Origin of the sequence: Streptococcus infantis (genome assembly GCF_047464155.1) — a bacterium.
GTDB classification, from domain to species: domain Bacteria; phylum Bacillota; class Bacilli; order Lactobacillales; family Streptococcaceae; genus Streptococcus; species Streptococcus infantis_U.
In genome coordinates this window covers 283,317-310,272 of the sequence record NZ_JASHCL010000003.1, presented here as the reverse complement: position 1 = coordinate 310,272, position 26,956 = coordinate 283,317, and the positions used below count along the sequence as shown (strand labels likewise).

Here is a 26,956-nt window from a genome sequence, read left to right as displayed (position 1 = left end):
TCTCCTCACTAACTTTCTAATTCACAAATTCGTTGATCAAATCTTGGATAAAGAACTTCCAATCAGATTCTCTAAACGTCAAGAGACGATCAGTAGTAAATTCTCTAAGCCTTTTATAGAAAAGCATCTTCAGTTGGATTGACTCGCTGACAGTCAGAAAAATATAAGGGAATCTATGTACAGAATGTGTTCTATTACCATATCCAGAAATATCTAAATGTATTAACATTCCTGGATATGAACGCCCGATATCAGCTTCAACCTCGAACTCAATCTTAACTTCTTCTATAATTGGAGCTGTGTTAAAAATTGGTCGTGCAGAAAATAATGGCGACGGTGTTTCTTGCTTTTTTCTTCCTGAATATGGATATTTACAAGGTCTCATTTGTCGCCCTCCAAAAGCTCTGTATTTTCGTAGATATTGCCGATGATTTCAAGTCTATCAGCAATCTCTTTAGCATCCTCTTCAAAATCCTCTAAAACTGCACTGTCTGCAATAAATTCAACCTTGCCTTTTTCCTCCACATAAAAACCTAGCGTGTTATGTCTCTTCATACACATAACATCTGGACCATTTGTAATAATATCCCCCTCAAAGATTTCCTTGCCATTTCTGTCAAAAAGGCCTGTTGATTGCATAAGTTCGATTTCGTCAGCGCCACGACTGAAAGTTATACCATCACCAATAAAATCAATCCCCTCATGAAACCAATGTATTTCATCTACATCAATCATTTCTTTGTCGTTTTTTAACCACGCTCTAAATTTTGGTATCATTCTGTGACCTCCTTGGCTTTCAATCTATTTCTTGCTTCGCTTAGATAATACCGAAAAATATCGTTGCTACTATGCTTCTTAATCAATTCATCTAGTGCTTTCTCGACAATTTCAGATCTAGTTGAATATCCATAGTATAGTTTTAGTGCTTCGAGATGTGCGAACAGATCATCGGTTAAAGTAACTGTAAATTTTTTCATTCTTCAACCTCCTCGACTTCAATACCCTCGCAATCGAACACCCAGCCGAGATTTACTTTCTCTAACTCAATTTTTGTAAACGCACTTTCATACTTGAGAGAGAAATATATACGTCCATTACCATCTTTTGCAAAGTAGTGTTTTGTTGCTTTAATCTTAACCGTATACTTCGGTTCTTTCTCGACCTCGTAGCCGTCCAGCCATGCACGGGCGAAAAGTTCAATGTTGTCATCATCATAAAACCATTCGTAAAGATTTTTTCTTATACTAGTCATGATTGTGCCCATTGCACCTAACAAATGATAATCTTCTTCTTTTGTCCATTCGATATAATCCGCCACAAACTGCGGAATTTTGACTTTATCACGTTCAACCATGCCCTCAACTTTACCTTGCTCGTAGCCTTCGCGCCATTTTGCACGACTGAAATCTTGCTCAAATTCACCCATGATAGCCTTTAGCCAAACTTCACGATCGTGCACTGGCAATTCTCGCAATCGTGCAAGTATGTTCTTGACATAACGAGGCGCTTCGTCTGCGTGCCCTGTTTCGGGTTCGTCTAGATGTTTGGCAAACTCTAAAACAACTTCTTTGTTCAAGTACGGCTCATTATGTATATATGAAAATGGCAAGTTTTTGATTCTCTCAATCAATTCTTTTTTATTCATTTTTCAATCCCTCCAACTGTTTCTCCAATCTCTTCAGTTCTTTCTTCAGAAATTCACGATGTGCAGTTCTTCCTTGCGCAAATCGTCCGTTGCAATCTTTCGAGTATTTTTCGATTTCCTCTTTGGTTTTCTCAATCGAGTGCTCCAAAGCTTCAATTATTGTTTGTTTGCTATATTCCATAGTTTAACCTGCTTGTTTTTCTAACCAGTTAAAGAGCAAACCGAATTGTTCTGTCACCAGTTCATCATCATTGTATTGTTTGCAAATTTCTCCGATTGACGACACCGCCCATTGCCAATAAGCATCGGTTCCAAAACCGACCTCTTGGCTTTTCTGATTGCTGCGTGCCATCCATTCTGGAATTTGTCTGCTAAAGAAATCAATGTAATCAATCTTCATTTCAATTCCTCAACTTTGATATAGATTCCGACTGTGTCTGCCCAGAACTTTTCGACAATCTCACTGGCTACCTGGGCATCATCTTGCCAATAGCCAAGCTTAGTCATGCAATCCTTGAGTAACTTCTGCAAGTTGTCCGTGTCTGGCTTCGTGGTTTTGTACTGGCCATCGTAACTTTTTTTGATACGAGGGAAGCACCACTTAACAGTCAGCCGAATCGCTCCTTTGATTTTATTTGGAGGGACATGCTGCGCGAGCAAGCTCTCAAATTTCGCCCTGGCATTTTTCAAGTCTGCCGGCTCATAAAAGATTGGCTTTTCAAATTGTACGTTTACCTTTTTTTGTTGGTGTGTTGTAGTCGGAATTTTTTGCATCGGTAAAAAGAATTCAATTAACATTTTTAAAAATGTACTCCTTTCTTTTTTAAATTTCGCGTTAAGTCCATGGACCTTGTATATGACAGGGTGCGTTTTAAGCAACCCTGTCTATACAGGTATGGACATGATGGACGACAGGACATTATCTATATATATAATATATAGTTGTCTGTCCTATTCGGACACAACCACGTTTTTATGGTCTTGTCTGTCCTTTTTAGGACAAAGACATAACCATGATTTTATGGTGTTGTCCTATTCGGACACAACCACGTTTTTATGGTCTTGTCCTTTTTCTTTTATCGAATTTGAGTTCTTGTCGAACCAATATTTTTTAGATGAATTCAATCTGCGAGTAACTGTTTTTACAGAAATTCCTAAAAACTCAGCTACATCTTCTTTTGATGGTGGCTCGCCGAAATTCGCGTTTTCGATTGCTTCGTCAAACTCTATCAATTTTTGCTTTTTGTCTTCCTTTGCGTTCTTTTTGCGAGTTTCTTTGGCTTTCATCCACCCTGGTTTATCATCATCCAATTGAATATCCGCCAGCACGCCCGTTTTATCAAGCGCGTGTACTGGATAACTGAACCACATGTTCACCGGCTTGAATTTGGCGAACTCGCGAAGCGTACCTTCTACACGCCATGCAGTTGCTATTTGGATTTGCTTGCGTACTTCTTCGAGCTTGTCCACGTATGGAGCCCGAACCATGACATCATCGATACCTTTTTCAAAGTGCGTTCTCATCTGCACAGGGCTCAAGAGGTCATCTAGTCCGACATTCTGTTGGTAATAAGCGTTATTTCGTTCTTGTAAAGCCTGTTTGTAAACCTCGCATGTCGCTTGGTTCAAACGCTGCGTCAATAATTCTTCTGACACTTCCAACTCTACTAAGTCGATAAGTGCGTCAGGATCTCGAGCGAATACACCCGAACCACTGGCGCGGTCCATTGATTTCTTACCACCTTGAGAACCTTTTGAATGATGGTGGCAGTAGATAACACTAGAGCCTAGCTCTGTCGCCACCTTATCAAATTGATTGGTGAAGTGCGCCATCTGGTCTGCGCTGTTCTCGTCACCGGTTAAGACCTTGTAAATCGGGTCGATGATGACTGCGATATAGTTCTTTTTCAAAGCTCGACGGATGAGCTTAGGCGTCAGCTTGTCCATCGGTACGGTCTTCCCACGAAGGTTCCAGATATCGATGTTGTTGATATTTTGCGGAGCCAATCCCATAGCTTGATAGACATCTCGGAAGCGATGTAAGGCGGATGGTCGGTCTAGCTCCAGGTTGACGTAGAGGACACGTCCTTGGGTACAATCCCAACCAAGCCACTTCTTCCCTTCAGCAATCGCAATCGACATCTCTATCAGTGCGAATGACTTACCAGCTTTTGAAGGTCCGGCAATCAGCATTTTATGGCCTTGACGAAGAACTCCTTTAATCAATTCAGGAGCCAATTCTGGTAAATTATCCCAGCTATCCGAAAGTGATTCTGGATCAGGTAAATCATCGTTCAAATCTTCGATGTACTGATACCACTCATCCCAATCAGCTTTACCGATGTTCGTATCTACTAAGAATTGCTTTTGGCCATTTCGGATAAAACCTGGCATGCGTGATAGTCTGCTTGGATTTCTGTTTTGTGTGTCGACGACGATTCCGTTTTTCTGACAGATTTTATAAAGATAATCAACACGATTACGATATTCTTCGTAGTTCTTAGCATCTACTTTGACGATAGCGTGCAGTGATTTATTTCCACTGTGGACCAGGGCTACAATCGGCAATTCAAGTTCTTTATAGATTGCGTTTTGCTTGTCAATCGGCATGCTGTCGGATTCAACCAGGGCATATCTGAAATCTGTCACGTTTTCGTTCTTGGCACCCTTGCCATCCATAGGATTGAATCGAACCCATGCGCCAGCTTCTTCATGGTAATCGCCCAGGACTGCACCGATATCTCCATTACATTTACTAAGAGCTTCAATCAATTGTCCAGCAGTACGGTCGTAAGCTCCCTTAGTTGGCAGCCATTTGACAATCTCACCTGTTTCGTCGTCAGTCTTTGGATAACATTCAGTAACGTATCCAACATTTTCGCTAGCTTCAAAAAGTGTTTCAAGGTATTTGATAATTTCCTGAACCGGATTCCAAATAGTCGGCTCGTGGATTTCCTTTCCTTCAATCCAGTCCTTGTCGATGACGCGATAGTCACGGTCGATTGTATCTGTCCAACCTAATTCATGAGCATTCTCGCTGTCATAGCCAGATTGAGATACCCAACCATTTTCTTTTGCGAGTTGGGTTATTGTTGCACCGGTCACGATAGTTCCAGCTTCTTCATTGAAAGTATCCCATTTCTTGAAGCATTCAAATTTTTTATACCGGCTATCATTTTGCGACCAGTTGTCCCAATCGGATGCCGTGTATCCTTCGTGTTTAAGGGCCATGCCCACATTTACCCATGTCTGGTAGTCTACCGTGGCAGGATTGATGTAATCCAGCAACGGCAATAAGTTAAAATCATTCTCTGCCACTGTTTTCTCCTTCTTTAATTTGGCACATATTCAGACGGTCGCACGCCTGTAGGCAATCTCCATCCATTAGCAGCGATACGATCAATCATGTTTCTAGCGTGGTCAAATTGCCACATGCCCACATCTTTGAAGCCACGACCTTCCAAGAATCGAATCTGCTTTGGTGTGGTCAAACCTTCTGCTTGTCGCTTGTGCAATCTGTCTAAATATAAAGCAGCCTTTCCAGCGTTGCCGATTTCATCAGGAAGTATGCCGTACTTCTCAAGCGCTTTAATTTGCTTATCACTAGCAGGCGCCATCTCCCATCCAAAGTTAGGCACATAGTTCGATAAGTCTTCAGCATGGATAGACATTTCAAATTGCAATGGATCTACTAGCTTGCGTTTACGCTTGCGCATTTCTTCCAGCTGTTTTGCCAAAGCCTCTTCACGCTGTGCGACGACGTCCTCGGTTGCCTTGACTTCCATATCTTCAAGGTCAAGCATGACACCAGTTTGCTCTCCCATGTTCTCAACCATTTTCTGAGCGACTTCTGGAGTTTCACAAATCAAGTGAGCCGGCCGGCATAGTTCGTGGCGTTCAGTGTGCCAGAGGAAGTCTAGCAAAAGCAGTTCTTCTTTCCCTGGATGCAATCGAGTACCACGCCCTACCATCTGGCTATACAAGGCACGTACCTTAGTAGGCCTTAACACGACCACGCAATCTACTGACGGGCAGTCCCAACCTTCCGTCAATAACATCGAATTGCAAAGCACGTTGTAGCGGTCTTTCTCAAAATCTTCCAGAATCTCTGCACGATCCTTGGACTCTCCGTTGACTTCAGCAGCACGAAAACCTTTTGCATTTAGGATGTCGCGAAACTTCTGCGAGGTCTTTACCAAAGGTAAGAACACGACTGTCTTGCGGTCTGAACATTGTTTGACCATTTCGTCTGCTATCTGTTCCAGGTATGGATCCAATGCCGTCCCGACATCACTCGCCTTGAAATCACCCGCTGACATGCTGACATTTGATAAGTCCAAGCTGAGCGGAATTGTCAAAGCTTTGATTTTTGATAGGTACCCTTCTTGGATAGCCTGGACTAGTGAATACTCATAAGCTAAGCTATCGAAGTAAGAGCCAAGATTCTTCATATCTCCACGGTCAGGCGTTGCAGTCACTCCCAAGACGTTCGATTGTTCGAAATATCCAAGAACACGCTGATATCCATCTGAAATAGCGTGATGGGCTTCGTCGACTACAATCGTATCGAACCAATCGGGAGGGAATTGACTAAGTCGTTTCTCTCTCTGCATGGTCTGGACTGATCCGACGACTACTCGATACCATGAACCGATAGAGGTGCTCTCGGCTTTTTCTAAGGCTGTTCCAAGCCCTGTCGCAGTCTTGAGCTTGTCGCTAGCTTGTTCCAAAAGTTCTGACCTATGAGCAAGGACAAGCACACGCTTGCCCTCTTTCACTTGGTCTTCAATGATTTTGGAAAAAACGATTGTCTTTCCACATCCTGTTGGTAATACTAAGAGCGTGCGCTTGCGACCTTTAGCCCATTCAGCTTGAACAGCTTCCCGTGCTTCCTGTTGATAAGGTCTTAATTGCATCCCTTACCTCCTAAAATTGACCAGCTTGATATCCAGCTTGTCCCTGTGGTTGCCCAAAATTCTGCTGCGGTTGTTGGTAGCTTGCTTGTGTAGTTTGTCCTGGCTGTTGATTTAGCACTTTTGTATAGTCCACATCTTCAGCATAGATCATACCCTTGACTTCGTTGTACTTGTTGCCGTTGTACTCACGAACTCCTACTTTACATACGCCGGTTCTTCCTACAATTGCATTCCAATCCATACGCAATGGTTCACCTTTACGTTTTTGGCCAATAGCACCAAAGAACGCTGACAACATACCTTCTGTTGAGCTATGCAAGAATAAGTTATGCTTGAGTTCTGTTTCGCCTTCATTTGCTACGATTTGGATGTGGACGGTTGCTTTATTACATGCTGGCAATTTACCAGGGTTCTGTGGATTTGGTGTGTGACGTCCACGCTCGTAGCTCTTAACTGTGAAAGTGTATAGACCTTCAGGCAGCAATGTGAATTCGGCGTCTTTTTGGATAGTGTCGTTCCAGTCGTATTCGCGGTCAAAGTTGTTAAATTGTTGTTGTGTCATGTTGTTTTTCCTCTAATTTCTAAAATTTTTATTGTATTTTGCTATAATTTCTAATTCCCAAAACTTACATGGTAAAGGGTAATTCGGGATCTGCTCGAACCTGATTTTGAATAACTTCAATAGTAGCTTGCCAGTGTGCTACAATCATATCCCAATAATCAGGCGGGAAGTTTTCAATCGGAGTTCCTAGCGGGAAATGTCCACGGATGTATGCGACTTTTTGAAGCTCTTCTTCTGTCACATTATTTTGAGACATGAGGTCAGTCAAACTCTTTGGTAAGCTTGCATGATATTGCGCAGTAACCACTTGTTGTTCAACAGGAGCTTCATTTTGAGGCACTTCACCAACCGTAGACATATCGAGAGGCAATTCCTCTTGGATTGGCTCTGGGGCTTGTGGTGTAGTTTGCTGAGGTTCCGGAGCAACTGTCTGAAGTTGCTCAACTTGTGGTTGTGGCGCTTGTACTTGTTGGCCGGCAAAGATATGAGCGATTCCAGCATAGTTGAACGGCATTTCATCTGGTAATCCGTGACGATTTTTGGCATCCCAAGCCGGTCGATGATTGGTATACATCACACGTTCACCGCCCTGGGCTTTCTTTTTACCGTTGTCAGTCGTCATGACTAAAGTTTTGTAGTTTGCAAACAGAACCATGTCTGCCCATTCTTTGACAAGTGGTGCCGTTTTAGAACCTGTCTTTTGGCCAAGTTTCAATTCGTATCGGTCATAAGAACCCATCTCGTCTGGCTGTTCAAACTTCTTGATTTGAGCGTGTGCAGTCAATACTACATTGATACCCATATCAACTAGATCAGATAAGGCATTTAAGAAACGCCCTATTTCTTCCTGGACATAGGTATACCCCTTGCCCCATCCGAAATCTTCAATCCCTTGTTTTCCATGTTGCGAGCATACGTGAGCTACTGCCAATTGTTCTGCCCAGTCAACCGTATCAACAACGAGTGTTTTGCATTCTGTTGGGTTTGCCTTGATAAAAGCAATCTCATTGACTAACATGGTCCAGCTTGTCGGCTTGTCAAGTCGTGCCACATCCATGTTATCTGTTGAGCCTTCCGTGTCGATAAAGACGGGATCTGGGAACTGACTCGCAAAGCTAGATTTTCCAATTCCTTCTGGCCCGTAGATAACTACCTTTTGAGCTCGAGCCCGTTTTCCTCTAGTGATTTGCATGTTCAGTCCTCCATCCCAGTTTCTAACATTTTTAAGAATCTTTTAAATTCTTCTTCATTCGATGCTTCAGTTCCTTCAATCAATTCTTCTGGTTCTTCACCGTCAAGTGTTTTGAGTTCATACGTTGCAGTCACTTCGAGCAATTCACAATTTAATGCATTCGCTAGTTTTGTAAAATCTTCAATTTGTATTTTTGTCGCTTCAACTTCATTTTTAGCAGCATGATTCAATTCTTTTGTATATTCTGCTGAATAAGCAAGAGTTTGTTCTTTGCTTTTGTATTTCAATAAAAAGTTACCTGTTTTTTTGTTACGTAATACGATAAAAGTTTCTGTTTTTTTCATGATTGTTCTCCTTTAGTTTTTAAAATCCACCTTGCCATGTTGGGGCGACTGTTTCAGCGTGTCCTTGCTGATGTCCTTGCTGAGCGGAACTTTCAAACTTCACAGGCTTCACGCTATACCCGTCTTCAATCAGGATGCTACATTCATCTCCTGTTGATACTCTAGTCGCAATTGCTTGCAAGCCTTCTTGTTCAAGCCATGCGCCAAATTCTTGCAAGGTCTGCTGATCCATTTGCTCCAGCTTATCAATTAAGACAAAACCGCATTCTGGCTTCAATTTACGCACGATTGCAGTCGCTACTTGTAATTGCTGGCTACCAGACATGTTATCCCATCGTTGGCCGAGGTAGAGCAGTTCGCCGTCATCCACTGACAAGCCAGGTAACGGCAAGTCTGCATTTGTGAGCAAGTCCGTCTTTTGCTTGCGGATGTCTGCAATCACATTATCAAGTTCCTTGTATTGCTCGCGATAGCCTTTGGCATCTTCTTCGGCTTTATCTTTGTCAAGATTAGCACGAACTTTACGATTGATTTCGTCAATCTCTGCGATGTTGTTTTCGATTTCTTCAGTAGATTCATCGATAAGGTCCATGGCATCTGTATTCGCGATAGCCAAGTCTTGAGCCAACTGACTTTCTTTTTCTTTGGCATCGGCCAGCAGTTGCTCCAATCGTTCAACCTCTGCAGTTGCTGAAGCGTGTTGATTTTGGATAGATACCAAGTTCTGGCGCTTACGAGCATTCTCGCCATTCTTGGCAAGGATAGCTTGTTGTTGCTGGATAAGTTCAGAGATAGAGACTAGCTCTTTCGGTGCGTCGGGGTAATATGGTTGCTCTTTGGCAAACTTTTCTTTTTGGTCAGCAATCACACCAATTGCATGGCGTTCGTCATACTTGTCCTTTTCCTGCATTTCCAATTCAACCAACTGCGGACCAACTCCGATGATTTGTAGTAAAGTTTTTGCTTTTTCTTTGTTGGTCTGCTCCATGAATTTTGGTAAATTGATAGCTAACTCTTCTACGAAGCTATCCAGCAAGTTTTGACCGGCCTTGTTGCCACTTGGGTCGATGACCTTGAGGGTGCTATTCTTACCGCTGCGCTCCACAATCAAGCCATTTGATAGCGTGATTTTCAAGCTAGGCGGAATTGTACTGCCTTCGCGCTGTGCTTGGCTAGGTTTAAACTTATTGCCACCTAGCGCCCAAGCAATCGCGTCTAGTACGCTTGTTTTCCCTTGGTTGTTATTTCCACCGACAATTGTCAAACCAGTCGCTGACGGTTCTAATTTAACCGCTTTAACGCGCTTGACGTTTTCGATTTCCAGTTTGTTGATTGTTACCATTTTTTACTCCTGTTGTTTTATTTTTCTAGTTAATTTTGTGATACCTGCTCCTAGCTTGGTCAATTCTGGATCCGTGCTAAAATAATCGTTGTGATTCATTCGAATGAGTTCCTCTCGCGATAGAAGAATGAGGTTAGAGATATCATAGTTGGTTTTATCTCCGTCCAGAAAACAAACCGAATGACCTTCTGGGATTGGCCCAAAATTATCTTCCCAAACTTTACGATGTTTCATTACCCATTTATTAGGCTCCCCGATTTTTTCTTTTGGGTAGCTATCTGTTGTATAGTTGATTGTTCCGACGGGGACATAATTCGGCGGCTTGCTACCTTTTTGAAATTGCCCACTGTTCCTTGGCATATTAGGGTATTTCTTGCCCTTATTATGAGGGGTTCGACCTTTCTCAAATCTTCCCGTCAACCCGCTATAAAGATTATTATTTCTTCTATAGCTTCTTATCTGGCTACTAGTTAGCGACAATCCAAATTTTTCGTTCATTTCATCAGCCATTGCCTGGGCCGACTTGCCTTGTTGATTGTTTAAAAAATAATCATGCTGCTTCTTATTCAGTAATTTATTTCGAAATGCCGTATTTCCAACAAACAATCCTAGACGTCCACGAACACCGCCTATTTGAGCTTTTGTGTAGTTCGTTCCGAATTTCTCATTTAGTAGCCTAGTTACTTCTGGAGTTAATCGACCAGGGCAAATCTCATGCATGTATTCGGTGTATTCATCCTTCCAGCAAAGCGATTGGGGCATTGACTTCACCTACCTTATCCTTGAACTTCTCAGCATCCAGGGCGAGCTGTCCTGCTTGTAAGATTTGGCCTGAAATAGCGACCATCTGTTTAGAACGCTGCAGCTCAATCTTCAATTCATCTGACGTAAGATCCCTATCGTCCAATGTTTCCAATTGAGCAAAGAGCGTATTTGTTAAATCCGTTAATTTATTTCGTACCATTTTATGCTCCTTGTTTTTGTTTCTTCGATAAACCAACAGGCGGTTGGGTATCATATGTGAATTGACGGTCGCAGTTGCGAATGTTCATACGTGCGATATTGTTGAATTGATTTCTACCTTCCTGGTAGACTTCAATAATCATTCTGTCATGTTCTTCTTGTTGTTCTTTTTTTCGTCGCGCTTTCTGTTCATTATTTGCGATCAATAATAAAGTAACAAACAAGCAAGTCATGGTTGTTGCAAGTCCAAGAAATTGGCTTGCCAAAGTCGGTTCTGTCATTCTCTATACCTCTAAAAGTTTTTCCAAGTCAGCGATACGCTGATAAAGTATTTGGTTTTCTTCTTGTGCTTCAATCAATTCACGGTTTAAGTCCAACGCAACCAATCGCCAATCAGTATTGATTTCGATTTTGGTTGTGTTGAAAAACCATTTTGTAAGTTTATCTAGTAATTTCATCCAACTGACCTCATTTTTTTACTTGTTTCCATTTCTTTTTTCCATTCTCGACTACCTCTGTATTGTAGGTATGCGTCAAACCCTTTAATTGTGACAAGTTGGCCATCGTTTCTGAGATGATTCTGTTGGCTAGGTAGTTTCTTCATCTCTCGTCTCATGTCTCCTGCTTGTCGCTTTGTGCATCCAAAGATGTGTTCTAATTCTTCATCGTTGGCCGAAACCTTTTCGATGATCACATCTTTTATTCTCACAACTTCAATTGCTTCCATATTCGCTCCTTTCGTGATATAATTAAATTGAAAATTTTAGTAAGTGCCCGACTTCTCGTCAGGTACTTTTTTATTTAGGAATCTTACTTTCCATAGCCCTGAGTTCTATCTCATGGCTAACTTGTTTTAATAGCTTCTCACACGCTATTTTAGCTTCTCTGTATGTTGTGTTTTCGCTGATGAAGTAATCAGCAAGTTCAATAATTTTATCTTCCAATTCTAACTACCTTTCAAATGTGGTATAATCAAAATAAAATGATTGGAGAAAACTTATGATATTTCAAGCAAAAATAAACTCTTCTGTTTCTAGGCCTGTAAACGTTGAAGACAGCTGCCCGAATTGTAAAAAGCCAACCAATCCAGATCTTGTGAACTCTTCTTATTTTTATCTTGGAGAAGATAAAACAAGTTTAGTATTAACATTTAGATGTTTAGGTTGTAAGCACTTCTGGACAGAGGAGTTTATAGCTACAAGATATTTAATCAATAACTACACCGAAGAATTCGAAATCGAACATATAAAAGTAATTCCTAGTCTTCCGAGCGATATACCTATATCTGACGATGTAGAGATAGTTTCTCCAATTGGTAAGCAAATCTATGTTCAAGCACTGAAAGCTGAACATGAACAACTAGACCACATTGCAGGCATCGGATATCGAAAGGCACTTGAGTTTTTTGTTAAAGATTTCTCTATTGTTACGAATCCTGATGATGAAGAAAAAATCACTAAAATGTCATTAAAGCAAGTTATTGAAAAATATATCAAGGATGAAGATCTTAAAACATTTGCACTAGCATCTGCTTATATCGGTAATGATGAAGGTCATTACTATAGAAATAATCCTGATAAAGATTTTAAAGACCTAAAGAACTACTTGCACGGAGTTATTCACTACATGGAAATGAAACTCAATTTCCTTGATGCTCAAGAGCTTGTGAATCGTTCAAAGAAACCTTAGAGTCAATCTCATCCACTTTCTCAGCAATATATGTCACAGTCCTCAATATTTCATTGAGGGCTGTTCTTTCTAATTCGTTCATACGCCCTCCTTTTTGTTGTTCTGTTCCACTTCGGGAACGTTATCTTCAAAAAAAATTGTGATTTTTTCCATTGGCAGACCAAAAATCAAGGTTAGTTTTGCTAACTCATCTGCACCAATAGAAACAATCCCGTTCTCACGTTTGGCATATGGGGTGCGTGTATTCCATCCCATTTTATCTGCTACTTCATCCTGAGTCATGCCACTGGCAATTCTCTCAGCTTTCAATCGTTTTAAATTGATCTCCATAGCGTACCTCCTTTCTATTTTCATCGTTCCCGTATTGGAACAAATTCATTTTACTACTTCCGTTCCAAAGTGTCAACCCTTTTTTTAAAAAAATATTGAAAAAATTTTTTATAGTGTTTCTGTTGTTTATTTTTGGGAACGATGATATAATATAACTATAGAAAAAGGGGGGCGAAAAAAATGAGGAGTAACAATGAAATAATTAATCTTATCCAGGACAGAATAGATGAAAAAGGAATGTCGATGAGCGAATTAGCTAGGCAGGTAGGAATTGCTAAATCTACAATGTCTAGATATTTCAATCGGACAAGGGAATTCCCTCTTAATAAGACAGACGACTTCGCTAAGGCTTTAGGAATGACACCTGAATATTTGCTAGGTATTCAAAAAGTAAATAACATTGAACCTGAAATTCTAACCATCTTCAACCAACTAGACGAAGATAGACAAGCAAATGTAGTCGACTATGCTACTGCTCTATTAAACGAGCAAGTCAGCATGAAAGCAATCACTGTCTTAGAAAAGTATAGAACCGATGACTACATTATAGACTATGTAGAGGGATTGGTTGCAGCAGGTCATGGAACGTTCCAGGAAGATAATCTTCACATGGAAGTTAGACTCAGAGCTGAAGATGTGCCAGAAAGCTATGACACAATCGCTAAAGTGGCAGGCGATAGCATGGAACCGCTCATCGAAGATAATGATCTATTGTTCATAAAAGTTACCAGTCAAGTGGATATCAACTCAATCGGTATCTTTCAAATAAATGGCAAGAATTTTGTCAAGAAACTTAAAAGAGATTATGATGGATCCTGGTACTTGCAAAGTTTAAATAGTGGATATGAGGAAATCCACTTGTCAGAGAATGATGATATCCGAACAATCGGAGAGGTCGTCGACATTTATAAGGTTTAGATAAAGAGTCCAAAACATCATTAAAAAAATATTTGGAGGTAAATATGAAATTCTGTCCTGAATGTGGCAACCCAGTAGAGGGTTATAAATTTTGTCCGAATTGCGGTTATTCCATCTCTAACCAAGGCCCGACTGAACAACCTCAGCCAGTCGATAAGCCAGCTTCTCCATCTCTTGCCCCACGAAGTAGAAAAACGGACAAAGTCGGGCCACTTGAGATTGATAGATATAATCGTACCTATCGTATTCATGGAGCTCGCAAAGCAAAAGGTTCGTCTGGAATGGTCGCAGGAGCCGTAAAAGTCGGCCTTGCAATGGGAACAGGCGGTTTGTCTTTGATACCATCTTTAATTAAAAAAGATAAAAATGACACTGATTGGTATTCATTCGAGGATTTAGTATCGTATGAATTGATTGTAAATAATCAGACTGTTGTTTCGGGTGGTGTTGGTCAAGCTTTGGTTGCAGGCGCTATGTTTGGACCTATTGGAGCAGTTGCAGGTGGTATCGTGTCCAAACGAAAATCAACCTCTAAAATTCTAAACATGACCGTCCGTGTGACCTCAAACGACTTCAATAAACCGGTCATATTTATCGACTTGATTAGAAAGCCAGTAAAAAACACTTCGAAAGAATACAAGGAAGCAGTCGAAAACGCACAACGAATCATGGGAGCTTTGGACGTTATCGTTCATAATTCGTAAACAAAAAAGCCCCACGCTCACAAAGTTTGGCGACTCTGAGCGCGAGGCAAGATGTATAGAAAGATAGGCATTAAAAAGCCCTCTTTTCTATGTCTATTTTACCAAGAAATGAGGTGAAAAGCAAATGTGGATAGAAGAATTACCAACCGGCAAATATAAATTTTTTGAACGGTATAAGGATCCATATACTGAGAAATTAAAAAAAGTATCAGTCACGATGGAAAAGAAAACTCCCCAGGCACGAAATCAAGCAGCATTACTTCTGCAAGAAAAGATAAAACAAAAGCTAAATAAAAAACAAGTAGAGAGTATTACCTTTGAAGAGATTTATAAATTATTCTATAAATCCTGGTCACAAACAGTCAAAGAGTCAACGAAACACAATTGCAAGTCAATTGATAAGAAGATGAAGGAAGTCATACCATCTGACACTTTATTGGCCAATTTAGACAGACGTTTTCTCCAGGAAGCTATCGAAAAAGTGATTGAAACCAATGGACATATCGCTGCTAAAAAAGTCAGACACCGACTCAGAGGTATCTTCAAGTACGCTGTTCAATATTCTTATATCGAGAATAACGAAGTGGATTATACTACAATTCCTCAAAGGCCAAAGACTTTGGAAGAACTAGAAAAAAAGCGTAATAATTTCCTTACCATGGATGAAATAAAAGCCTTAGTGAACGTTCTAAATGGTCGAGAATACCACCAGAAGTATGCAGATATGGTGCTTGTTCTGTCTTTGACAGGCATGCGATATGGAGAGTTAACTGCCTTGCAGTTGAAGAATATAGATTTTCAAAATAACAAAATTGAAATCACAGGTAATTTTGACTCAGTAAACAAAATCAAAACACTTCCAAAGACTACAAATTCAATACGGACAATCAAAGCTTCTAAGACTGTTATGGAAGCAATTCAGAGACAAATAGCACGTCTTAGCGAACGTTTCCAGCCTTTGTCAAACGATGATTATATCTTCTGCTTTGAAAGATGGAATCAACCTACAACAATATCTTGCTTTATACAGATATTAAAAAAATATGGCAAAGAAGCTGGAATAGACAAAAATCTAACCAGCCATATTTTCAGACACTCCCATATTTCATTTTTAGCAGAATCAGGACTTCCCATTAAATCGATCATGGACCGAGTTGGCCACTCAAACGCTAAGATGACCTTAGAAATTTATTCTCACACAACCCAAGACATGGAGGATAAGTTGGTCGATAAATTAGATAGTATTTTTTAATTCTGCCCCTCGGTTGCCCCTTTTAAAATTAAAACAAAAACAAACCCCTTGAAAATATTGACAATTCAAGGGGGTTGTTTTATATTATTATAATTCATCAGCAATTTTATTTATCTTTCGCAATCTATGATTGACACCGCTTTTGGTGAGTGGATTTGTCAAACTGTCTGCCAATTGCTGGATAGAGTAGTCCGGATGTTGGATACGTAAATGCGCTACTTCCTGCAAATCTACTGGCAAGCTATCTAGACCAACAGTATCCATGATTTTACTGATATTATTGATGATTTTCATACTCGCTGAAACCGTACGAGCGATATTTGCTGTCTCCGCATTATTAGCACGATTGAGATCATTCCGAGTTTCTCGAAGAATCTTGACACCTTCAAAAGTATCTCGTGCCTCCATGGCTCCCACTAAAATTAGGAAATCCATAATATCCTCTGCTCGCTGAAGATAGGTCACTGCCCCCTTTTTTCGTTCGATAACCTTGGCATCTAACAAGAACTGCTGCAAGAGCGAAGCAATCCCTTGGGCATGGTCCACATAGACGGAACTTATTTCTAACTGATACTTGCCTGACTCAGGATCCCGAATACTCCCATTTGCCAAAAAGGCTCCACAAAGATAAGCACGTCCAGCTTCCTCATCTCCTAAAATATCTGGATCAATCCCAGTCTCCAAACCAAAGAAAGAATCGGCCAAACGCAAATCTGCTAAAAGTTCTTGAACCCGCTCATCAGTAAACACGGTATAAACACGATTTTTTCGAAGATTACTTCTCTGGTGGTGACGAATCTCAGACTTGATGCCATAAAAGTGCAAGAAAGATTCATAGAGATGACGAGCCAACTTAGCATTTTCCGTAATGACGGACAAGGTCAAACCAGAACTAGATAAGCCAATACTACCAGACATCTTGATAATAGCTGATAATTCATGACGACTCAAGTGATGCTGACTTAAAATTTCTTCTTTTACTGCTACTGTAAAACTCATTTTCTCACCTGTATGATCCGCATGAGCTCATCTACGATTAAATCACCATCGTGGAAGGCACCCCCATTTTCCAAGCGTAGAAAGTTGGATGAAATGACACGTGGGACTTGCTGGCGCAAACCTTCAAAATCATGCTCAACCTGCACCAAATATTCATCAAAACGGTTGGTATCCATATAGTCCCTCGGAACCTTTTCGATATTAACAAGGACAGTATCGATAAATGGACGGCCCAAATGACGATGCAAGACTGCTACGTGATCACTATCTGAGAAATGTTCTGTCTCTCCACGTTGAGTCATGATGTTGCAGACATAGGCAATTTCAGCCTTGGTTTCCAGAAGAGCCTGGCCAATCTCCTCAATGACGATATTAGGCAAAATCGAAGTAAAGAGGGAGCCTGGTCCCAAGACAATCATATCACTCTCAAGAATGGTATTGACAACTCGACGGCTAGCCTGCGGTTTTTCATCATCTAGAGTGTTTGTCACATAGACATGGTCAATCATACCTGTATGATCTGCAATGTGACTTTCCCCAGCAACTTCTGATCCATCTTTAAAGACAGCATGGAGCGTCAAAGGATGGTCACTAGAGGGATAAATCTTTCCTGTAGTATGGAAGAATTTACTAAGCAATTGCATGGCATTATAGGTCGAACCCTGCATTTCAGATAATCCAGCTATGATAATGTTTCCTAATGGATGACCAGCAAAAGCACCTGCATCCTCTGAAAAACGGTATTGAAAGACCTTTTCATAGAATTTTGGCATATCTGACAAGGCCACAAGGACATTACGTAAATCCCCCGGAGGTGTCAACTGTTGAATATTTTTACGCAATTCGCCTGAAGAACCGCCATCATCCGCAACGGTTACAATAGCTGCAATTTCCACATCCTTTTCCCGTAAACTATTTAAAATAACAGGGATTCCGGTTCCTCCACCGATCACCGTAATTTTGGGTTTTCTCATGAACGGTTTACCGTTTCCTTTCTTCGGTCTTTATCACGATGACTTTCATTTACAGGCCAACTTTTAGATAGGTCATTTGCTAAACGCTTGGCAAAAGCAACACTTCTATGTTGTCCACCAGTACAACCAATCGCAATCGTTAAGACTGATTTGCCTTCTTTTTTATAGCCTGGTAGGATTGGTTCAACCAAGGCTAACAAATGACGGTAGAAATCTTCAGATTCCTCATGGTTCATAACATAGTCATAAACTGCCTGGTCTTGACCTGTCTGATTACGAAGTTCTGGCAAATAGTAAGGGTTTGGCAAAAAGCGAACATCAAATACCAAATCAGCATCAATTGGAATGCCGTATTTAAACCCGAAAGACATCACCTCGATTCGGAAAGACTGCGTTTGTTCTTGGTCTGAAAATTGTTCTGCAATAGTCTTGCGGAGTTCACGTGGAGTTAACTCTGTCGTGTCTACCACGTTTTGACTCATATTTTTCAAAGGTGCCAAGAGTTCGCGTTCCAACTTGATTCCATCCAAGATACGACCATCTGCTGCAAGAGGGTGACTTCTTCTAGTTTCCTTATAACGTGCCACTAATTCCTTATCAGCCGCATCCAAAAAGAGGATTTTAAAGTCTAAATCATCTTGATTTTCCAATTCATCCAAGACAGCTTGAATCTCTGAGAAGAAAGAGCGGCTTCGCATATCCACCACTAGGGCTAACTTGTGGTCGTCATCCTTGGTCTCTACCAACTGCAAAAACTTTGGCAAGAGAGCAGGCGGCATATTATCAATGGTAAAATATCCTAAATCTTCAAAGGACTGAATGGCTACAGTTTTCCCTGCACCACTCATCCCTGTCACAATCACCAGGTGAAGTTGTTTCTTTGTCATCATAGTCTCCTTATATCAAAAGAAGTTTGGAAGAACCAAACTTCTACTAGCTTATCCAATCTCTGCGATGACTTCAATTTCGACTTTTACATCGCGAGGAAGACGAGCTACTTCCACAGCTGAACGAGCTGGAAATTCCTTGTTAAAGGCTGTTTGGTATACCTCATTAAAAGGTACAAAGTCGTTCATATCACTCAAGAAACAAGTTGTTTTAACAACATGGTCAAAATCTGTTCCTGCTTCTGCTAAAATAGCTCCAATATTTTTCAAGACTTGTTCAGTCTGTTCTTGGATTGTTTCTCCTACGATTTCTCCAGTTTCAGGAGATAGTGGAACTTGACCGCTAGCGAACAAAAGGTTGCCAACGATTTTTCCTTGAACGTAAGGTCCGATTGCCTTTGGAGCTTTGTCTGTATGAATTGTTTTTGCCATATGTATTCCTCACAATTTACCTAAAATAGCATCCCAAGCTTGGTCCATTCCTGCTTTTGTTACGGATGAAAAGAGGATAAAATCATCACTTGGATCAAAGTTTAATTTCTTTTTAATAGCTGATTCGTGCTTATTCCATTTACCACGCGGAATCTTGTCTGCCTTAGTCGCCACAATGATGACAGGAATTTCGTAATATTTAAGAAATTCGTACATCTGCACATCATCTGCCGTCGGATCATGGCGAAGGTCAACGAGACTAACAACTGCCCGAAGATTTTCTCGAGTGGTCAAGTACTCCTCAATCATACGTCCCCATTTTTCGCGTTCCTTTTTGGAAACACGGGCATAACCATAGCCAGGCACATCCACAAAACGCATTTTGTCATCAATGTTAAAGAAATTGAGTAGTTGTGTTTTTCCTGGTTTTCCAGAAGTACGAGCCAGATTCTTACGATTGAGCATGGTGTTGATAAAGCTTGATTTCCCCACATTTGAGCGCCCTGCAAGAGCAATCTCAGGAAGTTCATCCTGCGGATAGTGGGACTTGTTGGCTGCACTCAGCAAAATCTCAGCATTGTGTGTATTGATTTCCATAGTCACCTCTAGGCTGTCTCTAGAATCGGCTTAGCCGTTCCGTCAACCGCTTCTTTTGTGATACGAACAGTTTTCACATTTTCTTGACTTGGAACCTCAAACATAACGTCTAGCATGGTTTCTTCAATGATTGAGCGAAGACCACGCGCACCAGTTTTACGTTCGATGGCTTTGTTTGCAATTTCTTGGAGAGCCTCATCGTCAAATTCAAGCTCAACATCGTCATATGAAAGCAAGGTCTGGTATTGTTTGACCAAGGCATTTCTTGGTTCTTTCAAAATGCGAACTAAGTCATCTACTGTCAACTGCTCCAAGGCTGCAAAGACAGGCAAACGTCCAATCAACTCAGGAATAATACCGAATTTTTGAATATCTTCTGCGATGATTTCTTGCATGTAAGAGCTGTTTTCGTCAATGGCCTTGTTGTTTTGTCCAAAGCCGATAACTTTTTCACCAAGACGCTGTTTGACAATCTCTTCGATGCCATCGAAGGCACCACCCACGATAAAGAGGATATTCTTAGTGTCCACTTGAATCATTTCTTGTTGTGGATGTTTGCGTCCACCTTGTGGTGGTACACTAGCTACAGTTCCTTCGATAATTTTGAGGAGGGCTTGTTGTACCCCTTCACCAGAAACATCACGTGTGATAGACACGTTCTCGCTCTTCTTGGCAATTTTGTCAATCTCATCTACATAGATTATTCCACGTTCTGCACGTTCGATGTTAAAGTCAGCTGCCTGCAAGAGTTTGAGGAGAATATTTTCCACGTCCTCACCAACATAACCAGCCTCAGTAAGAGCTGTTGCATCTGCAATGGCAAAAGGTACATTCAAACTTCTAGCAAGTGTTTGAGCAAGGAAAGTCTTCCCTGAACCAGTTGGGCCAATCATCAAAATATTTGATTTTTGCAAATCCACATCTTCTGACTCTTCACGAGTGTCATGGAAATTGATGCGTTTGTAGTGGTTATATACAGCTACTGCTAAGGCACGTTTAGCACGATCTTGACCGATCACATAGTGGTTCAAGATGTTTAAGAGCTCGATTGGTTTTGGTACTTCAGACAAGTCTGCCAATACTTCCTCTGCTAACTCCTCACGAATAATTTCCTGAGCCAACTCCACACATTCATTACAGATAAAGGCGTTGTTTCCAGCGATTATTTTTTTAACTTCTTCTTGGCTTTTGCCACAAAATGAGCAATAAACCATCATATCATTTTTCCTATTTGTAGGCATGATTCCCTTCCGTTCTAATTATTCATTCTATCTAAAATAAGGTCATATAAAAAGCATGAATGCTATTCACCAAGTTTGTAAAGGCATTTAGCCAAAGTAGAGTAGCAAGTCCAAAGCGCTTTTTACGAAAAGCGTGTGTTCCAGCTACAAGACAGACAGCACACAAAAGAGCTGTAAAAAATCCAAAAATACTACGCTCCATTAGACTTCCTTTCTCTTTCTATATTCGATGGTAAAATCAAATGCATTTTTCTCATCTTTGCTATAAGATTTGCTTGCAACGGTCTCAAAAACAGTCAAGTCAAATTCTTCTGGGAAATAGGTATCTCCTTCAACTTGAGCATGAATTTGTGTCACAATGATCTCATCCAGATAGGATTCAAAAAGCTGAAAAATTTGCTTGCCACCAATGATGTATAGATTTTTATCCTGATGATGATACCAGTCTAAAACATCCTCAACATTTTGGAAAACCTGAGCTCCATCGATTGTTTCTTCGGGATTACGCGTCAAAATCAGGGTTTCACGTCCTGGAAGTAAACGTCGTCCCATTCCATCAAAGGTAACACGTCCCATTAAGATGGCATGATTCAAGGTTGTTTCTTTAAAATGTTTTAACTCTGCTGGCAAATGCCAAGGAAGACGGTCATCTTTTCCGATTACACCCTTTTCATCTTGTGCCCAAATGGCTACGATTTTCTTTGTCATGCTTTCATCCTTTTCATTGATAGTTCTATTTTATCAAAAATCTTCAAAAAAGACTGTTTTGGAATGCCCTCCTGAATAGAAAAAATCCGTAGAAAACTTCTACGGATTTTTAGAAAAATAGACTATCTTACAAACCAGGTGCTTGTCCTAATTCTGCCGCAAGCATCCAGACTGTTTTTTCAAGGTCAGCCTTAGCACCAACGAAGATATCATTGGTTACATCATCGCCTTCTTCATCTGTTACATCCAATGCTTTTTGGAAAAGAGTGATAAGGTAACGATAAATGTCAAGGACACGTTCCAAACTTTCTTCTACGTTACGGAATTCTCCAACTCCTTCTTCGATTTCACTGTGTTGAAGGAATTCTGTCAAAGTAGAGTATGGTTTGCCACCAAGTGTAATCAAACGTTCGCTGATTTCATCAAGGTAAGCATCTAGACTATCCATATATTCATCCATCTTAGGATGCCATACCATAAAACCACGTCCACGCATGTACCAGTGTACTTGATGAAGAGCGATATGCGCTACATACAAGTCTGCTACGGCTTGATTCAAGACTTCTTTCGTTTTTACTAGCGTTTCAGGAGCTGTCTTAGATAATGTTGTTACGTCTTTTAATGCATCTTTTTTCAATTCTACCATTTTTCTCACCTCATAATATTATTTTTGCAACCATATTTATTGATTACTATCTCAGTATACTACACCTAGTAGACAAAAGCAAGAAAATTAACCCATATTAAAAAAGTTGCAATAGACTGATAATTTAAGAAAATGAGCAGATATCTTTTTAGTTATTTTCAGTATCTTTCCGAGAGAATTGGCTTTGATAAAGGTCATAATAGAATCCTTTTGCAGCCAAAAGACTTTCATGATTTCCCTGTTCGATTATCTGTCCATCTTTAAGTACCAAAATCTTATCTGCTTCCTGAATTGTCGAAAGACGGTGAGCAATGACAAAGCTTGTTCTTCCCTTCATCAAACGCTTCATAGCTTTTTGAATCAAGAGTTCTAAACGGGTGTCAACTGATGATGTCGCTTCATCAAGGATTAGAATTTTTGGATTGGCTAAGAGGGCACGCGCAATGGTTAAAAGCTGTTTCTGACCAAGAGAAATATTACTTGACTCTTGGTTCATTTCCATGTTATAGCCACCAGGAAGGGTGCGGATAAAGTGGTCAACATTGGCCGCCTTAGCAGCCTCAACGATTTCTTCATCTGTTGCATCCAAATTTCCAAAGCGAAGATTTTCCTTGATACTGCCTTCATAGAGCCAGGCATCCTGTAGGACCATCCCAAACTGACGACGGTAGTCCTGACGAGACAAGTCTCGAATATCTTGTCCATCCACTAAAATGGCACTAGCTGTTACATCGTAAAAACGCATGAGAAGGTTGATCAAGGTTGTTTTCCCTGCCCCAGTAGGGCCAACGATAGCTACCATCTCTCCAGGTTCAACATCTAGGTTAAAATTGCGAATTAATGGTTTGTTTTCCACATATTGGAAATCGACGTTTTTGAAACTAACTTGACCTGTCAACGGCGCCAACTCTTTCACTTCCGCAACTTGGACTTCTTCCTGTTCATCTAAAACTTCAAAGACACGGTCAAGCGAAGACTTAGCACTTTGCATTTGCCCTGCTAATTGAGTAATGTTTTGGATCGGCTGGCTAACTTGCCACACATACTGAACGAAAGCTTGCATATTACCAATCGTCAAGCGCCCTGCAATAACCTGCAATCCACCCAATACTGCAACAATCAGGTAGGTTAAATCAGATACGATGTGAAGGGCAGGCATCATCAATCCTGAAATAAAGCTCGCCTTAAATCCGACTTGTTGCAATTCATCCGTAATCTTTTCAAATCTCTCTTGAGAGTTTTCTTCGCGTCCGAAAAGTTTAAGAACATTGAAACCTGTCAAGTTTTCCTGTACAAATCCATTCATACTTCCTAGAATGGCTGCCTGCTGTTTAAAGTATGGTTGTGAACGATTCAGAATTGTTTTAGCCCCAAAATAAGTTATCGGAATTGACAAGATAACAATGATAGCCAACTGAATATTTAGATAGAGGACCATTCCCATAACAAAAAGAATGGTAAAGACTGCATTGACTATCTGTAAGAAAGATTGTTGAAGGGCATTTGAAACAGTTTCAACGTCACTGGTAAAACGGCCTAACAAATCTCCAAACTGGTGCTTATCAAAGTAGGACACAGGGATGCGGTTGATTTTTTCGCTCATTTCATTTCGCAAATCCTGTATCATGGACTGAACCGCATTGGTCATAAAGTAGTTTGAATAATATGACCCCAACTCATAGAGAAGACCACGCAAGAGATAAATCACTAGAATTACTGCAATATAGCTAGTATTAATGCCTGCTCCTGCAACACCATTTGCCATGGCAAGGAGGTTACTGGTTAACTCAGTGATAGCAAGCCCCAATACGAATGGCTCGATAACACTCATAATGACGCTGACTATTTTCAAGAAAACTGCAAAGAAAACGGAAAAACGGTAGGCTTTCAAATAGCTCCATAGACGAGCTAGACTAGATTGTTGTTTCATCCTTTACCCCCTATTCTTCTGTCAGAGACGCATTTTTCAACCGCGACTCAGCAATTTCTCGATAAATGTCATTGGTTTCCATCAATTCTTCATGACGGCCATGACCAACAATTTCACCCTTATCAAGGACGATAATCTGGTCAGCATCCATAATGGTTCCAACACGTTGCGCAACAATCAATACTGTTGCATCTTGAGTCACTTCCTTGAGACGACGGCGCAAGATAGCATCTGTACGGTAGTCCAAGGCTGAGAAGGAATCATCAAAGATATAGATATCTGGACCCTTGATGACTGCGCGGGCAATGGACAAGCGTTGCTTTTGTCCACCTGATAGATTGCTTCCCCCTTCAGCCAGATGAGTTGCAAAACCTTCTTCTCGACTCTCGATAAAGTCTTTGGCTTGGGCTACATCAGCTGCTTGGTGCAAGTCCTCATGACTGGCGTCCTCTTTTCCGTAACGGAGATTATCTGCGATAGTCCCTGTAAAGAGCAAGGCTTTTTGTGGAATAAATCCAATTTTCTGGCGGAGTGATTTGAGACGGTAATCCCGGACATCAACACCATCTACCTTAATTTTCCCCAGTGTAACATCATAAAAACGAGGAATTAACTGAACCAGAGTAGATTTACCTGACCCAGTCGAACCGATAAAAGCAATGGTTTCTCCCGGTTTAGCAGTAAAGGAAATATTATGCAAAACAGGGCTCTCTGTTTCTCCCGGATAGGCAAAGGTCACATTATCAAATTCTAAGTAACCATGTGTTTCTGTTTCTTGAATTCCATCCTCATTTGGATCAATGGAAATGGGCATATCCATGATTTCCTTCAAACGCTCACTGGATACCGCAGTTCTAGGATACATGGTAAAGAGGTTTGACAAGAATAGGAAGGACAAGAGAGCATGGAAACTATACTCGATGAAGGCTACCAAATCCCCAATCTGCAAACTTCCTTGCTTGAGAGGATCTAGAGCAAACCAAACGATAGCTACAATCATGGCAATAATGATTTGCACAAAAAGTGGCTCTGTCAAACCAGTCAATTTGAACAAACGATTTGAATTATCCGCATAGATCGCATTTTTCTCTTCGAAACGTTTTTCTTGGAAATCTTCACGAGCAAAGGCACGAATCACTCGCAAGCCCATCAAATTTTCACGGACATACTGGTTAATCTTGTCCAGTGTTTTCTGCTGTTTCTCAGATAAGGGACGCGTTTTAACTGCCACATAAAAAACTACAACAGCTAGAAAAGGAACGGAAAAAGCGACAATCCAAGCTAATGAAGGGCTAGTCAAGAAAATCATGAGAATGCTCGACAACATCATCATGGGTGTGATAACACCCAACTTAAGCGTTTGTTCAGCAAACTGCATGAGAACAAAGGCATCACTGGTAATACGAGTAACCAGTGAAGATACACCAATCTGTTCATATTCGTGATGAGAATACTCTTGCAACTTAGCATAGACATCATTTCGCATATCCTTAACCATATTGGTAGTCAGTTTACTAGCAGCATAGGCTAGAACAATCCGCCCACATGTTCCCAAGACAATAATAACCAACATGATGATGGCCCAAAAATAGAGTTTTTCTTCATTACCTTGATTGATTCCCTGGTCAATCATGCGAGCCAAAACAGTTGGTAGACCCAGATTGACAATGACAAAGAAAATCGCCCCGAGAAAGTCTAAAACTAACCACTTGGGATAACGTTTGAGATAAGACCAAATATAAAGCATGATTCTCCTTTCTTTTTCTTCTGAAACGTAGAAAAGAGCGTGCTTTCGCACGCCATTTTACCAAAAAGAAGACAGGCAGTCTTAACCTCGAGGGAGGAAACTGTCTGTCTCAGATATTTGAAGCTTATTTTACAAAATCAAGCAATGCCAAGAAGCTTTCTGGATCAAGTGATGCACCACCAACAAGAGCTCCGTCAACGTCTGGACAAGCCATGTATTCTGCAACGTTTTCAGGTTTAACTGAACCACCGTATTGAACACGTACTTTATCAGCTACTTCTTGACCAAAGTCAGCTGCTACAACGTCACGAACAACTTTACACATTTTTTGTGCATCGTCTTGTGAAGCTGATTTACCAGTACCGATAGCCCAGATTGGCTCATAAGCGATAACTGATGAAGCTACTTGTTCTGCAGTCAATCCTGCAAGAGCAGCTGAAACTTGAGCACCTACGAATTCAGCAGCTTTTCCTGCTTCGTAAGTTTCAAGTGACTCACCACAACAGATGATTGGAAGCATACCGTTTGCAAAGATTGCTTTTGCTTTTTTGTTGATGTCTTCATCTGTTTCGTGGAAGTAGTCACGGCGTTCTGAGTGACCGATTACAACGTAGTCAGTACCGATTTCTTTCAAAACTTGTGGGCTAGTTTCACCTGTGAAAGCACCTGCATTTTCAAAGTAGCAGTTTTGAGCAGCAACTTTAAGGTTTGAACCTTTAGCAGCAGCAAGAACAGTTGTCAAGTCAACTGCAGGAGCTGCGATACCTGCTTCAACAAGGTCTGATGAAGGAAGTTTTGATGCTACAGCTTCAACGAATGCTTTTGCTTCTTCTGGGTTTTTGTTCATTTTCCAGTTACCAGCGATAAATGGTTTACGTGACATTTCACATACCTCTTTTTTCATTTTATTTTCTACTTATTTTATCATAAATATAGGG

Annotated in this window: 36 protein-coding genes; 4 read left to right on the top strand and 32 right to left on the bottom strand. The window is 40.7% G+C overall.

Annotation, left to right across the window (positions count from 1 at the left end):
- Nucleotides 1-16: 16 nt before the first annotated feature.
- The 19 genes from QM810_RS07815 to QM810_RS07725 all read right to left on the bottom strand — a co-directional run bounded on the left by QM810_RS07815 (nt 17) and on the right by QM810_RS07725 (nt 11,908).
- The gene (locus QM810_RS07815) at nt 17-385 is read right to left on the bottom strand and encodes a hypothetical protein (protein ID WP_414254454.1); all 369 of its coding nucleotides are present in this window, start codon (nt 383-385) and stop codon (nt 17-19) included.
- Nucleotides 382-777, bottom strand: a complete 396-nt coding sequence (locus QM810_RS07810) for a YopX family protein (protein ID WP_414254453.1) — start codon at nt 775-777, stop codon at nt 382-384. The genes QM810_RS07815 and QM810_RS07810 overlap by 4 nt, the downstream gene beginning before the upstream one ends.
- Nucleotides 774-977 (bottom strand): type II toxin-antitoxin system VapB family antitoxin, encoded by a 204-nt coding sequence (locus QM810_RS07805; RefSeq protein WP_414254452.1) that lies wholly within the window; start codon nt 975-977, stop codon nt 774-776. Before QM810_RS07805 ends, QM810_RS07810 begins: the two co-directional genes overlap by 4 nt.
- Nucleotides 974-1,645, bottom strand: a complete 672-nt coding sequence (locus tag QM810_RS07800) for a DUF1642 domain-containing protein (RefSeq protein ID WP_414254451.1) — start codon at nt 1,643-1,645, stop codon at nt 974-976. The genes QM810_RS07805 and QM810_RS07800 overlap by 4 nt, the downstream gene beginning before the upstream one ends.
- The gene (locus QM810_RS07795) at nt 1,638-1,826 is read right to left on the bottom strand and encodes a hypothetical protein (protein ID WP_414254450.1); all 189 of its coding nucleotides are present in this window, start codon (nt 1,824-1,826) and stop codon (nt 1,638-1,640) included. The genes QM810_RS07800 and QM810_RS07795 overlap by 8 nt, the downstream gene beginning before the upstream one ends.
- 3 nt (nt 1,827-1,829) lie before the next feature.
- Nucleotides 1,830-2,045, bottom strand: a complete 216-nt coding sequence (locus tag QM810_RS07790) for a hypothetical protein (RefSeq protein ID WP_414254449.1) — start codon at nt 2,043-2,045, stop codon at nt 1,830-1,832.
- Nucleotides 2,042-2,443, bottom strand: coding sequence for a RusA family crossover junction endodeoxyribonuclease (locus QM810_RS07785; protein ID WP_414254448.1), 402 nt, complete (start codon nt 2,441-2,443; stop codon nt 2,042-2,044). The genes QM810_RS07790 and QM810_RS07785 overlap by 4 nt, the downstream gene beginning before the upstream one ends.
- Nucleotides 2,444-2,677: 234 nt before the next feature.
- Nucleotides 2,678-4,963, bottom strand: coding sequence for an AAA family ATPase (locus QM810_RS07780; RefSeq protein ID WP_414254447.1), 2,286 nt, complete (start codon nt 4,961-4,963; stop codon nt 2,678-2,680).
- 14 nt (nt 4,964-4,977) lie between these two features.
- Nucleotides 4,978-6,561, bottom strand: a complete 1,584-nt coding sequence (locus QM810_RS07775; protein ID WP_414254446.1) for a DEAD/DEAH box helicase — start codon at nt 6,559-6,561, stop codon at nt 4,978-4,980.
- A gap of 10 nt (nt 6,562-6,571) precedes the next feature.
- Nucleotides 6,572-7,123: a hypothetical protein gene (locus tag QM810_RS07770; RefSeq protein ID WP_414254445.1), complete on the bottom strand. Its 552-nt coding sequence runs from the start codon at nt 7,121-7,123 to the stop codon at nt 6,572-6,574.
- Between the two features lie 64 nt (nt 7,124-7,187).
- On the bottom strand, nt 7,188-8,315 hold the full coding sequence (locus QM810_RS07765) for an ATP-binding protein (RefSeq protein WP_414254444.1): 1,128 nt from the start codon (nt 8,313-8,315) through the stop codon (nt 7,188-7,190).
- Nucleotides 8,316-8,317: 2 nt separating this feature from the next.
- Nucleotides 8,318-8,659, bottom strand: coding sequence for a hypothetical protein (locus tag QM810_RS07760; protein ID WP_414254443.1), 342 nt, complete (start codon nt 8,657-8,659; stop codon nt 8,318-8,320).
- 19 nt (nt 8,660-8,678) lie between these two features.
- Nucleotides 8,679-10,001, bottom strand: coding sequence for an AAA family ATPase (locus QM810_RS07755; protein ID WP_414254442.1), 1,323 nt, complete (start codon nt 9,999-10,001; stop codon nt 8,679-8,681).
- Between the two features lie 3 nt (nt 10,002-10,004).
- A complete protein-coding gene (locus QM810_RS07750; protein ID WP_414254441.1) occupies nt 10,005-10,763 on the bottom strand; it encodes an HNH endonuclease signature motif containing protein in 759 nt (252 codons plus the stop codon).
- The gene (locus tag QM810_RS07745) at nt 10,735-10,965 is read right to left on the bottom strand and encodes a hypothetical protein (protein WP_414254440.1); all 231 of its coding nucleotides are present in this window, start codon (nt 10,963-10,965) and stop codon (nt 10,735-10,737) included. Before QM810_RS07745 ends, QM810_RS07750 begins: the two co-directional genes overlap by 29 nt.
- A 1-nt stretch (nt 10,966) precedes the next feature.
- Nucleotides 10,967-11,245: a hypothetical protein gene (locus QM810_RS07740; RefSeq protein ID WP_414254439.1), complete on the bottom strand. Its 279-nt coding sequence runs from the start codon at nt 11,243-11,245 to the stop codon at nt 10,967-10,969.
- Nucleotides 11,246-11,248: 3 nt separating this feature from the next.
- The gene (locus tag QM810_RS07735) at nt 11,249-11,422 is read right to left on the bottom strand and encodes a hypothetical protein (RefSeq protein WP_414254438.1); all 174 of its coding nucleotides are present in this window, start codon (nt 11,420-11,422) and stop codon (nt 11,249-11,251) included.
- Nucleotides 11,419-11,691 (bottom strand): hypothetical protein, encoded by a 273-nt coding sequence (locus tag QM810_RS07730; RefSeq protein WP_414254437.1) that lies wholly within the window; start codon nt 11,689-11,691, stop codon nt 11,419-11,421. The genes QM810_RS07735 and QM810_RS07730 overlap by 4 nt, the downstream gene beginning before the upstream one ends.
- A 70-nt stretch (nt 11,692-11,761) precedes the next feature.
- Nucleotides 11,762-11,908 carry a hypothetical protein gene (locus QM810_RS07725; protein WP_414254436.1) on the bottom strand — a complete coding sequence of 49 codons (147 nt, stop codon included), beginning with the start codon at nt 11,906-11,908 and terminating at the stop codon, nt 11,762-11,764.
- A 55-nt stretch (nt 11,909-11,963) separates the two neighbouring features.
- Here QM810_RS07725 and QM810_RS07720 point away from each other — a divergent pair, with 55 nt between their 5' ends.
- Entirely contained in the window at nt 11,964-12,653 is a 690-nt protein-coding gene (locus tag QM810_RS07720; protein WP_414254435.1) for a hypothetical protein, read from the top strand.
- Nucleotides 12,654-12,731: 78 nt separating this feature from the next.
- Here QM810_RS07720 and QM810_RS07715 read toward each other — a convergent pair whose 3' ends face one another.
- Nucleotides 12,732-12,983 (bottom strand): helix-turn-helix domain-containing protein, encoded by a 252-nt coding sequence (locus tag QM810_RS07715; RefSeq protein ID WP_414254434.1) that lies wholly within the window; start codon nt 12,981-12,983, stop codon nt 12,732-12,734.
- 180 nt (nt 12,984-13,163) lie between these two features.
- On the opposite strand from QM810_RS07715, the gene QM810_RS07710 reads away from it, so the two are divergent.
- The 3 genes from QM810_RS07710 (at nt 13,164) to QM810_RS07700 (ending at nt 15,857) form a co-directional block, all read left to right on the top strand.
- Nucleotides 13,164-13,901, top strand: coding sequence for a S24 family peptidase (locus QM810_RS07710; protein WP_414254433.1), 738 nt, complete (start codon nt 13,164-13,166; stop codon nt 13,899-13,901).
- A gap of 44 nt (nt 13,902-13,945) precedes the next feature.
- Nucleotides 13,946-14,605 carry a zinc ribbon domain-containing protein gene (locus QM810_RS07705; RefSeq protein ID WP_414254432.1) on the top strand — a complete coding sequence of 220 codons (660 nt, stop codon included), beginning with the start codon at nt 13,946-13,948 and terminating at the stop codon, nt 14,603-14,605.
- Between the two features lie 124 nt (nt 14,606-14,729).
- Nucleotides 14,730-15,857 carry a tyrosine-type recombinase/integrase gene (locus QM810_RS07700; protein ID WP_414254431.1) on the top strand — a complete coding sequence of 376 codons (1,128 nt, stop codon included), beginning with the start codon at nt 14,730-14,732 and terminating at the stop codon, nt 15,855-15,857.
- An 87-nt stretch (nt 15,858-15,944) separates the two neighbouring features.
- Here the strand turns inward: QM810_RS07700 and whiA are convergent, their stop codons facing one another.
- From whiA to tpiA, 12 genes are all read right to left on the bottom strand, one after another.
- Nucleotides 15,945-16,856: a DNA-binding protein WhiA gene (gene whiA / locus QM810_RS07695; RefSeq protein WP_414254430.1), complete on the bottom strand. Its 912-nt coding sequence runs from the start codon at nt 16,854-16,856 to the stop codon at nt 15,945-15,947.
- Nucleotides 16,853-17,830, bottom strand: a complete 978-nt coding sequence (locus tag QM810_RS07690; protein ID WP_414254429.1) for a YvcK family protein — start codon at nt 17,828-17,830, stop codon at nt 16,853-16,855. The genes whiA and QM810_RS07690 overlap by 4 nt, the downstream gene beginning before the upstream one ends.
- Nucleotides 17,827-18,717: an RNase adapter RapZ gene (gene rapZ / locus QM810_RS07685; protein ID WP_414254428.1), complete on the bottom strand. Its 891-nt coding sequence runs from the start codon at nt 18,715-18,717 to the stop codon at nt 17,827-17,829. Before rapZ ends, QM810_RS07690 begins: the two co-directional genes overlap by 4 nt.
- Before the next feature lie 51 nt (nt 18,718-18,768).
- Nucleotides 18,769-19,149 carry a RidA family protein gene (locus tag QM810_RS07680; RefSeq protein WP_001140424.1) on the bottom strand — a complete coding sequence of 127 codons (381 nt, stop codon included), beginning with the start codon at nt 19,147-19,149 and terminating at the stop codon, nt 18,769-18,771.
- Nucleotides 19,150-19,158: 9 nt separating this feature from the next.
- Nucleotides 19,159-19,746 carry a ribosome biogenesis GTP-binding protein YihA/YsxC gene (gene yihA / locus QM810_RS07675; RefSeq protein ID WP_178895325.1) on the bottom strand — a complete coding sequence of 196 codons (588 nt, stop codon included), beginning with the start codon at nt 19,744-19,746 and terminating at the stop codon, nt 19,159-19,161.
- Between the two features lie 8 nt (nt 19,747-19,754).
- Nucleotides 19,755-20,987 (bottom strand): ATP-dependent Clp protease ATP-binding subunit ClpX, encoded by a 1,233-nt coding sequence (clpX, locus tag QM810_RS07670; protein WP_006145154.1) that lies wholly within the window; start codon nt 20,985-20,987, stop codon nt 19,755-19,757.
- A 31-nt stretch (nt 20,988-21,018) separates the two neighbouring features.
- Nucleotides 21,019-21,189 (bottom strand): hypothetical protein, encoded by a 171-nt coding sequence (locus QM810_RS07665; RefSeq protein WP_000442255.1) that lies wholly within the window; start codon nt 21,187-21,189, stop codon nt 21,019-21,021.
- A complete protein-coding gene (locus tag QM810_RS07660; protein WP_414254427.1) occupies nt 21,189-21,695 on the bottom strand; it encodes a dihydrofolate reductase in 507 nt (168 codons plus the stop codon). The genes QM810_RS07665 and QM810_RS07660 overlap by 1 nt, the downstream gene beginning before the upstream one ends.
- A 127-nt stretch (nt 21,696-21,822) precedes the next feature.
- Nucleotides 21,823-22,341 (bottom strand): Dps family protein, encoded by a 519-nt coding sequence (locus QM810_RS07655; RefSeq protein WP_414254426.1) that lies wholly within the window; start codon nt 22,339-22,341, stop codon nt 21,823-21,825.
- Between the two features lie 148 nt (nt 22,342-22,489).
- Nucleotides 22,490-24,271: an ABC transporter ATP-binding protein gene (locus tag QM810_RS07650; protein WP_414254425.1), complete on the bottom strand. Its 1,782-nt coding sequence runs from the start codon at nt 24,269-24,271 to the stop codon at nt 22,490-22,492.
- Nucleotides 24,272-24,281: 10 nt separating this feature from the next.
- Entirely contained in the window at nt 24,282-26,018 is a 1,737-nt protein-coding gene (locus tag QM810_RS07645) for an ABC transporter ATP-binding protein (RefSeq protein ID WP_414254424.1), read from the bottom strand.
- Nucleotides 26,019-26,142: 124 nt separating this feature from the next.
- The gene (gene tpiA / locus QM810_RS07640) at nt 26,143-26,901 is read right to left on the bottom strand and encodes a triose-phosphate isomerase (protein ID WP_000087902.1); all 759 of its coding nucleotides are present in this window, start codon (nt 26,899-26,901) and stop codon (nt 26,143-26,145) included.
- Between the last annotated feature and the right edge of the window lie 55 nt (nt 26,902-26,956).

Coding starts and splice junctions, on each gene's coding strand:
- QM810_RS07815 (WP_414254454.1), bottom strand. CDS start 385: ATGAGACCTTGTAAATATCCATATTCAGGAAGAAAAAAGCAAGAAACA.
- QM810_RS07810 (WP_414254453.1), bottom strand. CDS start 777: ATGATACCAAAATTTAGAGCGTGGTTAAAAAACGACAAAGAAATGATT.
- QM810_RS07805 (WP_414254452.1), bottom strand. CDS start 977: ATGAAAAAATTTACAGTTACTTTAACCGATGATCTGTTCGCACATCTC.
- QM810_RS07800 (WP_414254451.1), bottom strand. CDS start 1,645: ATGAATAAAAAAGAATTGATTGAGAGAATCAAAAACTTGCCATTTTCA.
- QM810_RS07795 (WP_414254450.1), bottom strand. CDS start 1,826: ATGGAATATAGCAAACAAACAATAATTGAAGCTTTGGAGCACTCGATT.
- QM810_RS07790 (WP_414254449.1), bottom strand. CDS start 2,045: ATGAAGATTGATTACATTGATTTCTTTAGCAGACAAATTCCAGAATGG.
- QM810_RS07785 (WP_414254448.1), bottom strand. CDS start 2,443: ATGTTAATTGAATTCTTTTTACCGATGCAAAAAATTCCGACTACAACA.
- QM810_RS07775 (WP_414254446.1), bottom strand. CDS start 6,561: ATGCAATTAAGACCTTATCAACAGGAAGCACGGGAAGCTGTTCAAGCT.
- QM810_RS07770 (WP_414254445.1), bottom strand. CDS start 7,123: ATGACACAACAACAATTTAACAACTTTGACCGCGAATACGACTGGAAC.
- QM810_RS07765 (WP_414254444.1), bottom strand. CDS start 8,315: ATGCAAATCACTAGAGGAAAACGGGCTCGAGCTCAAAAGGTAGTTATC.
- QM810_RS07760 (WP_414254443.1), bottom strand. CDS start 8,659: ATGAAAAAAACAGAAACTTTTATCGTATTACGTAACAAAAAAACAGGT.
- QM810_RS07755 (WP_414254442.1), bottom strand. CDS start 10,001: ATGGTAACAATCAACAAACTGGAAATCGAAAACGTCAAGCGCGTTAAA.
- QM810_RS07750 (WP_414254441.1), bottom strand. CDS start 10,763: ATGCCCCAATCGCTTTGCTGGAAGGATGAATACACCGAATACATGCAT.
- QM810_RS07745 (WP_414254440.1), bottom strand. CDS start 10,965: ATGGTACGAAATAAATTAACGGATTTAACAAATACGCTCTTTGCTCAA.
- QM810_RS07740 (WP_414254439.1), bottom strand. CDS start 11,245: ATGACAGAACCGACTTTGGCAAGCCAATTTCTTGGACTTGCAACAACC.
- QM810_RS07735 (WP_414254438.1), bottom strand. CDS start 11,422: ATGAAATTACTAGATAAACTTACAAAATGGTTTTTCAACACAACCAAA.
- QM810_RS07730 (WP_414254437.1), bottom strand. CDS start 11,691: ATGGAAGCAATTGAAGTTGTGAGAATAAAAGATGTGATCATCGAAAAG.
- QM810_RS07720 (WP_414254435.1), top strand. CDS start 11,964: ATGATATTTCAAGCAAAAATAAACTCTTCTGTTTCTAGGCCTGTAAAC.
- QM810_RS07715 (WP_414254434.1), bottom strand. CDS start 12,983: ATGGAGATCAATTTAAAACGATTGAAAGCTGAGAGAATTGCCAGTGGC.
- QM810_RS07710 (WP_414254433.1), top strand. CDS start 13,164: ATGAGGAGTAACAATGAAATAATTAATCTTATCCAGGACAGAATAGAT.
- QM810_RS07705 (WP_414254432.1), top strand. CDS start 13,946: ATGAAATTCTGTCCTGAATGTGGCAACCCAGTAGAGGGTTATAAATTT.
- QM810_RS07700 (WP_414254431.1), top strand. CDS start 14,730: ATGTGGATAGAAGAATTACCAACCGGCAAATATAAATTTTTTGAACGG.
- whiA (WP_414254430.1), bottom strand. CDS start 16,856: ATGAGTTTTACAGTAGCAGTAAAAGAAGAAATTTTAAGTCAGCATCAC.
- QM810_RS07690 (WP_414254429.1), bottom strand. CDS start 17,830: ATGAGAAAACCCAAAATTACGGTGATCGGTGGAGGAACCGGAATCCCT.
- rapZ (WP_414254428.1), bottom strand. CDS start 18,717: ATGACAAAGAAACAACTTCACCTGGTGATTGTGACAGGGATGAGTGGT.
- QM810_RS07680 (WP_001140424.1), bottom strand. CDS start 19,149: ATGGCAAAAACAATTCATACAGACAAAGCTCCAAAGGCAATCGGACCT.
- yihA (WP_178895325.1), bottom strand. CDS start 19,746: ATGGAAATCAATACACACAATGCTGAGATTTTGCTGAGTGCAGCCAAC.
- clpX (WP_006145154.1), bottom strand. CDS start 20,987: ATGCCTACAAATAGGAAAAATGATATGATGGTTTATTGCTCATTTTGT.
- QM810_RS07665 (WP_000442255.1), bottom strand. CDS start 21,189: ATGGAGCGTAGTATTTTTGGATTTTTTACAGCTCTTTTGTGTGCTGTC.
- QM810_RS07660 (WP_414254427.1), bottom strand. CDS start 21,695: ATGACAAAGAAAATCGTAGCCATTTGGGCACAAGATGAAAAGGGTGTA.
- QM810_RS07655 (WP_414254426.1), bottom strand. CDS start 22,341: ATGGTAGAATTGAAAAAAGATGCATTAAAAGACGTAACAACATTATCT.
- QM810_RS07650 (WP_414254425.1), bottom strand. CDS start 24,271: ATGAAACAACAATCTAGTCTAGCTCGTCTATGGAGCTATTTGAAAGCC.
- QM810_RS07645 (WP_414254424.1), bottom strand. CDS start 26,018: ATGCTTTATATTTGGTCTTATCTCAAACGTTATCCCAAGTGGTTAGTT.
- tpiA (WP_000087902.1), bottom strand. CDS start 26,901: ATGTCACGTAAACCATTTATCGCTGGTAACTGGAAAATGAACAAAAAC.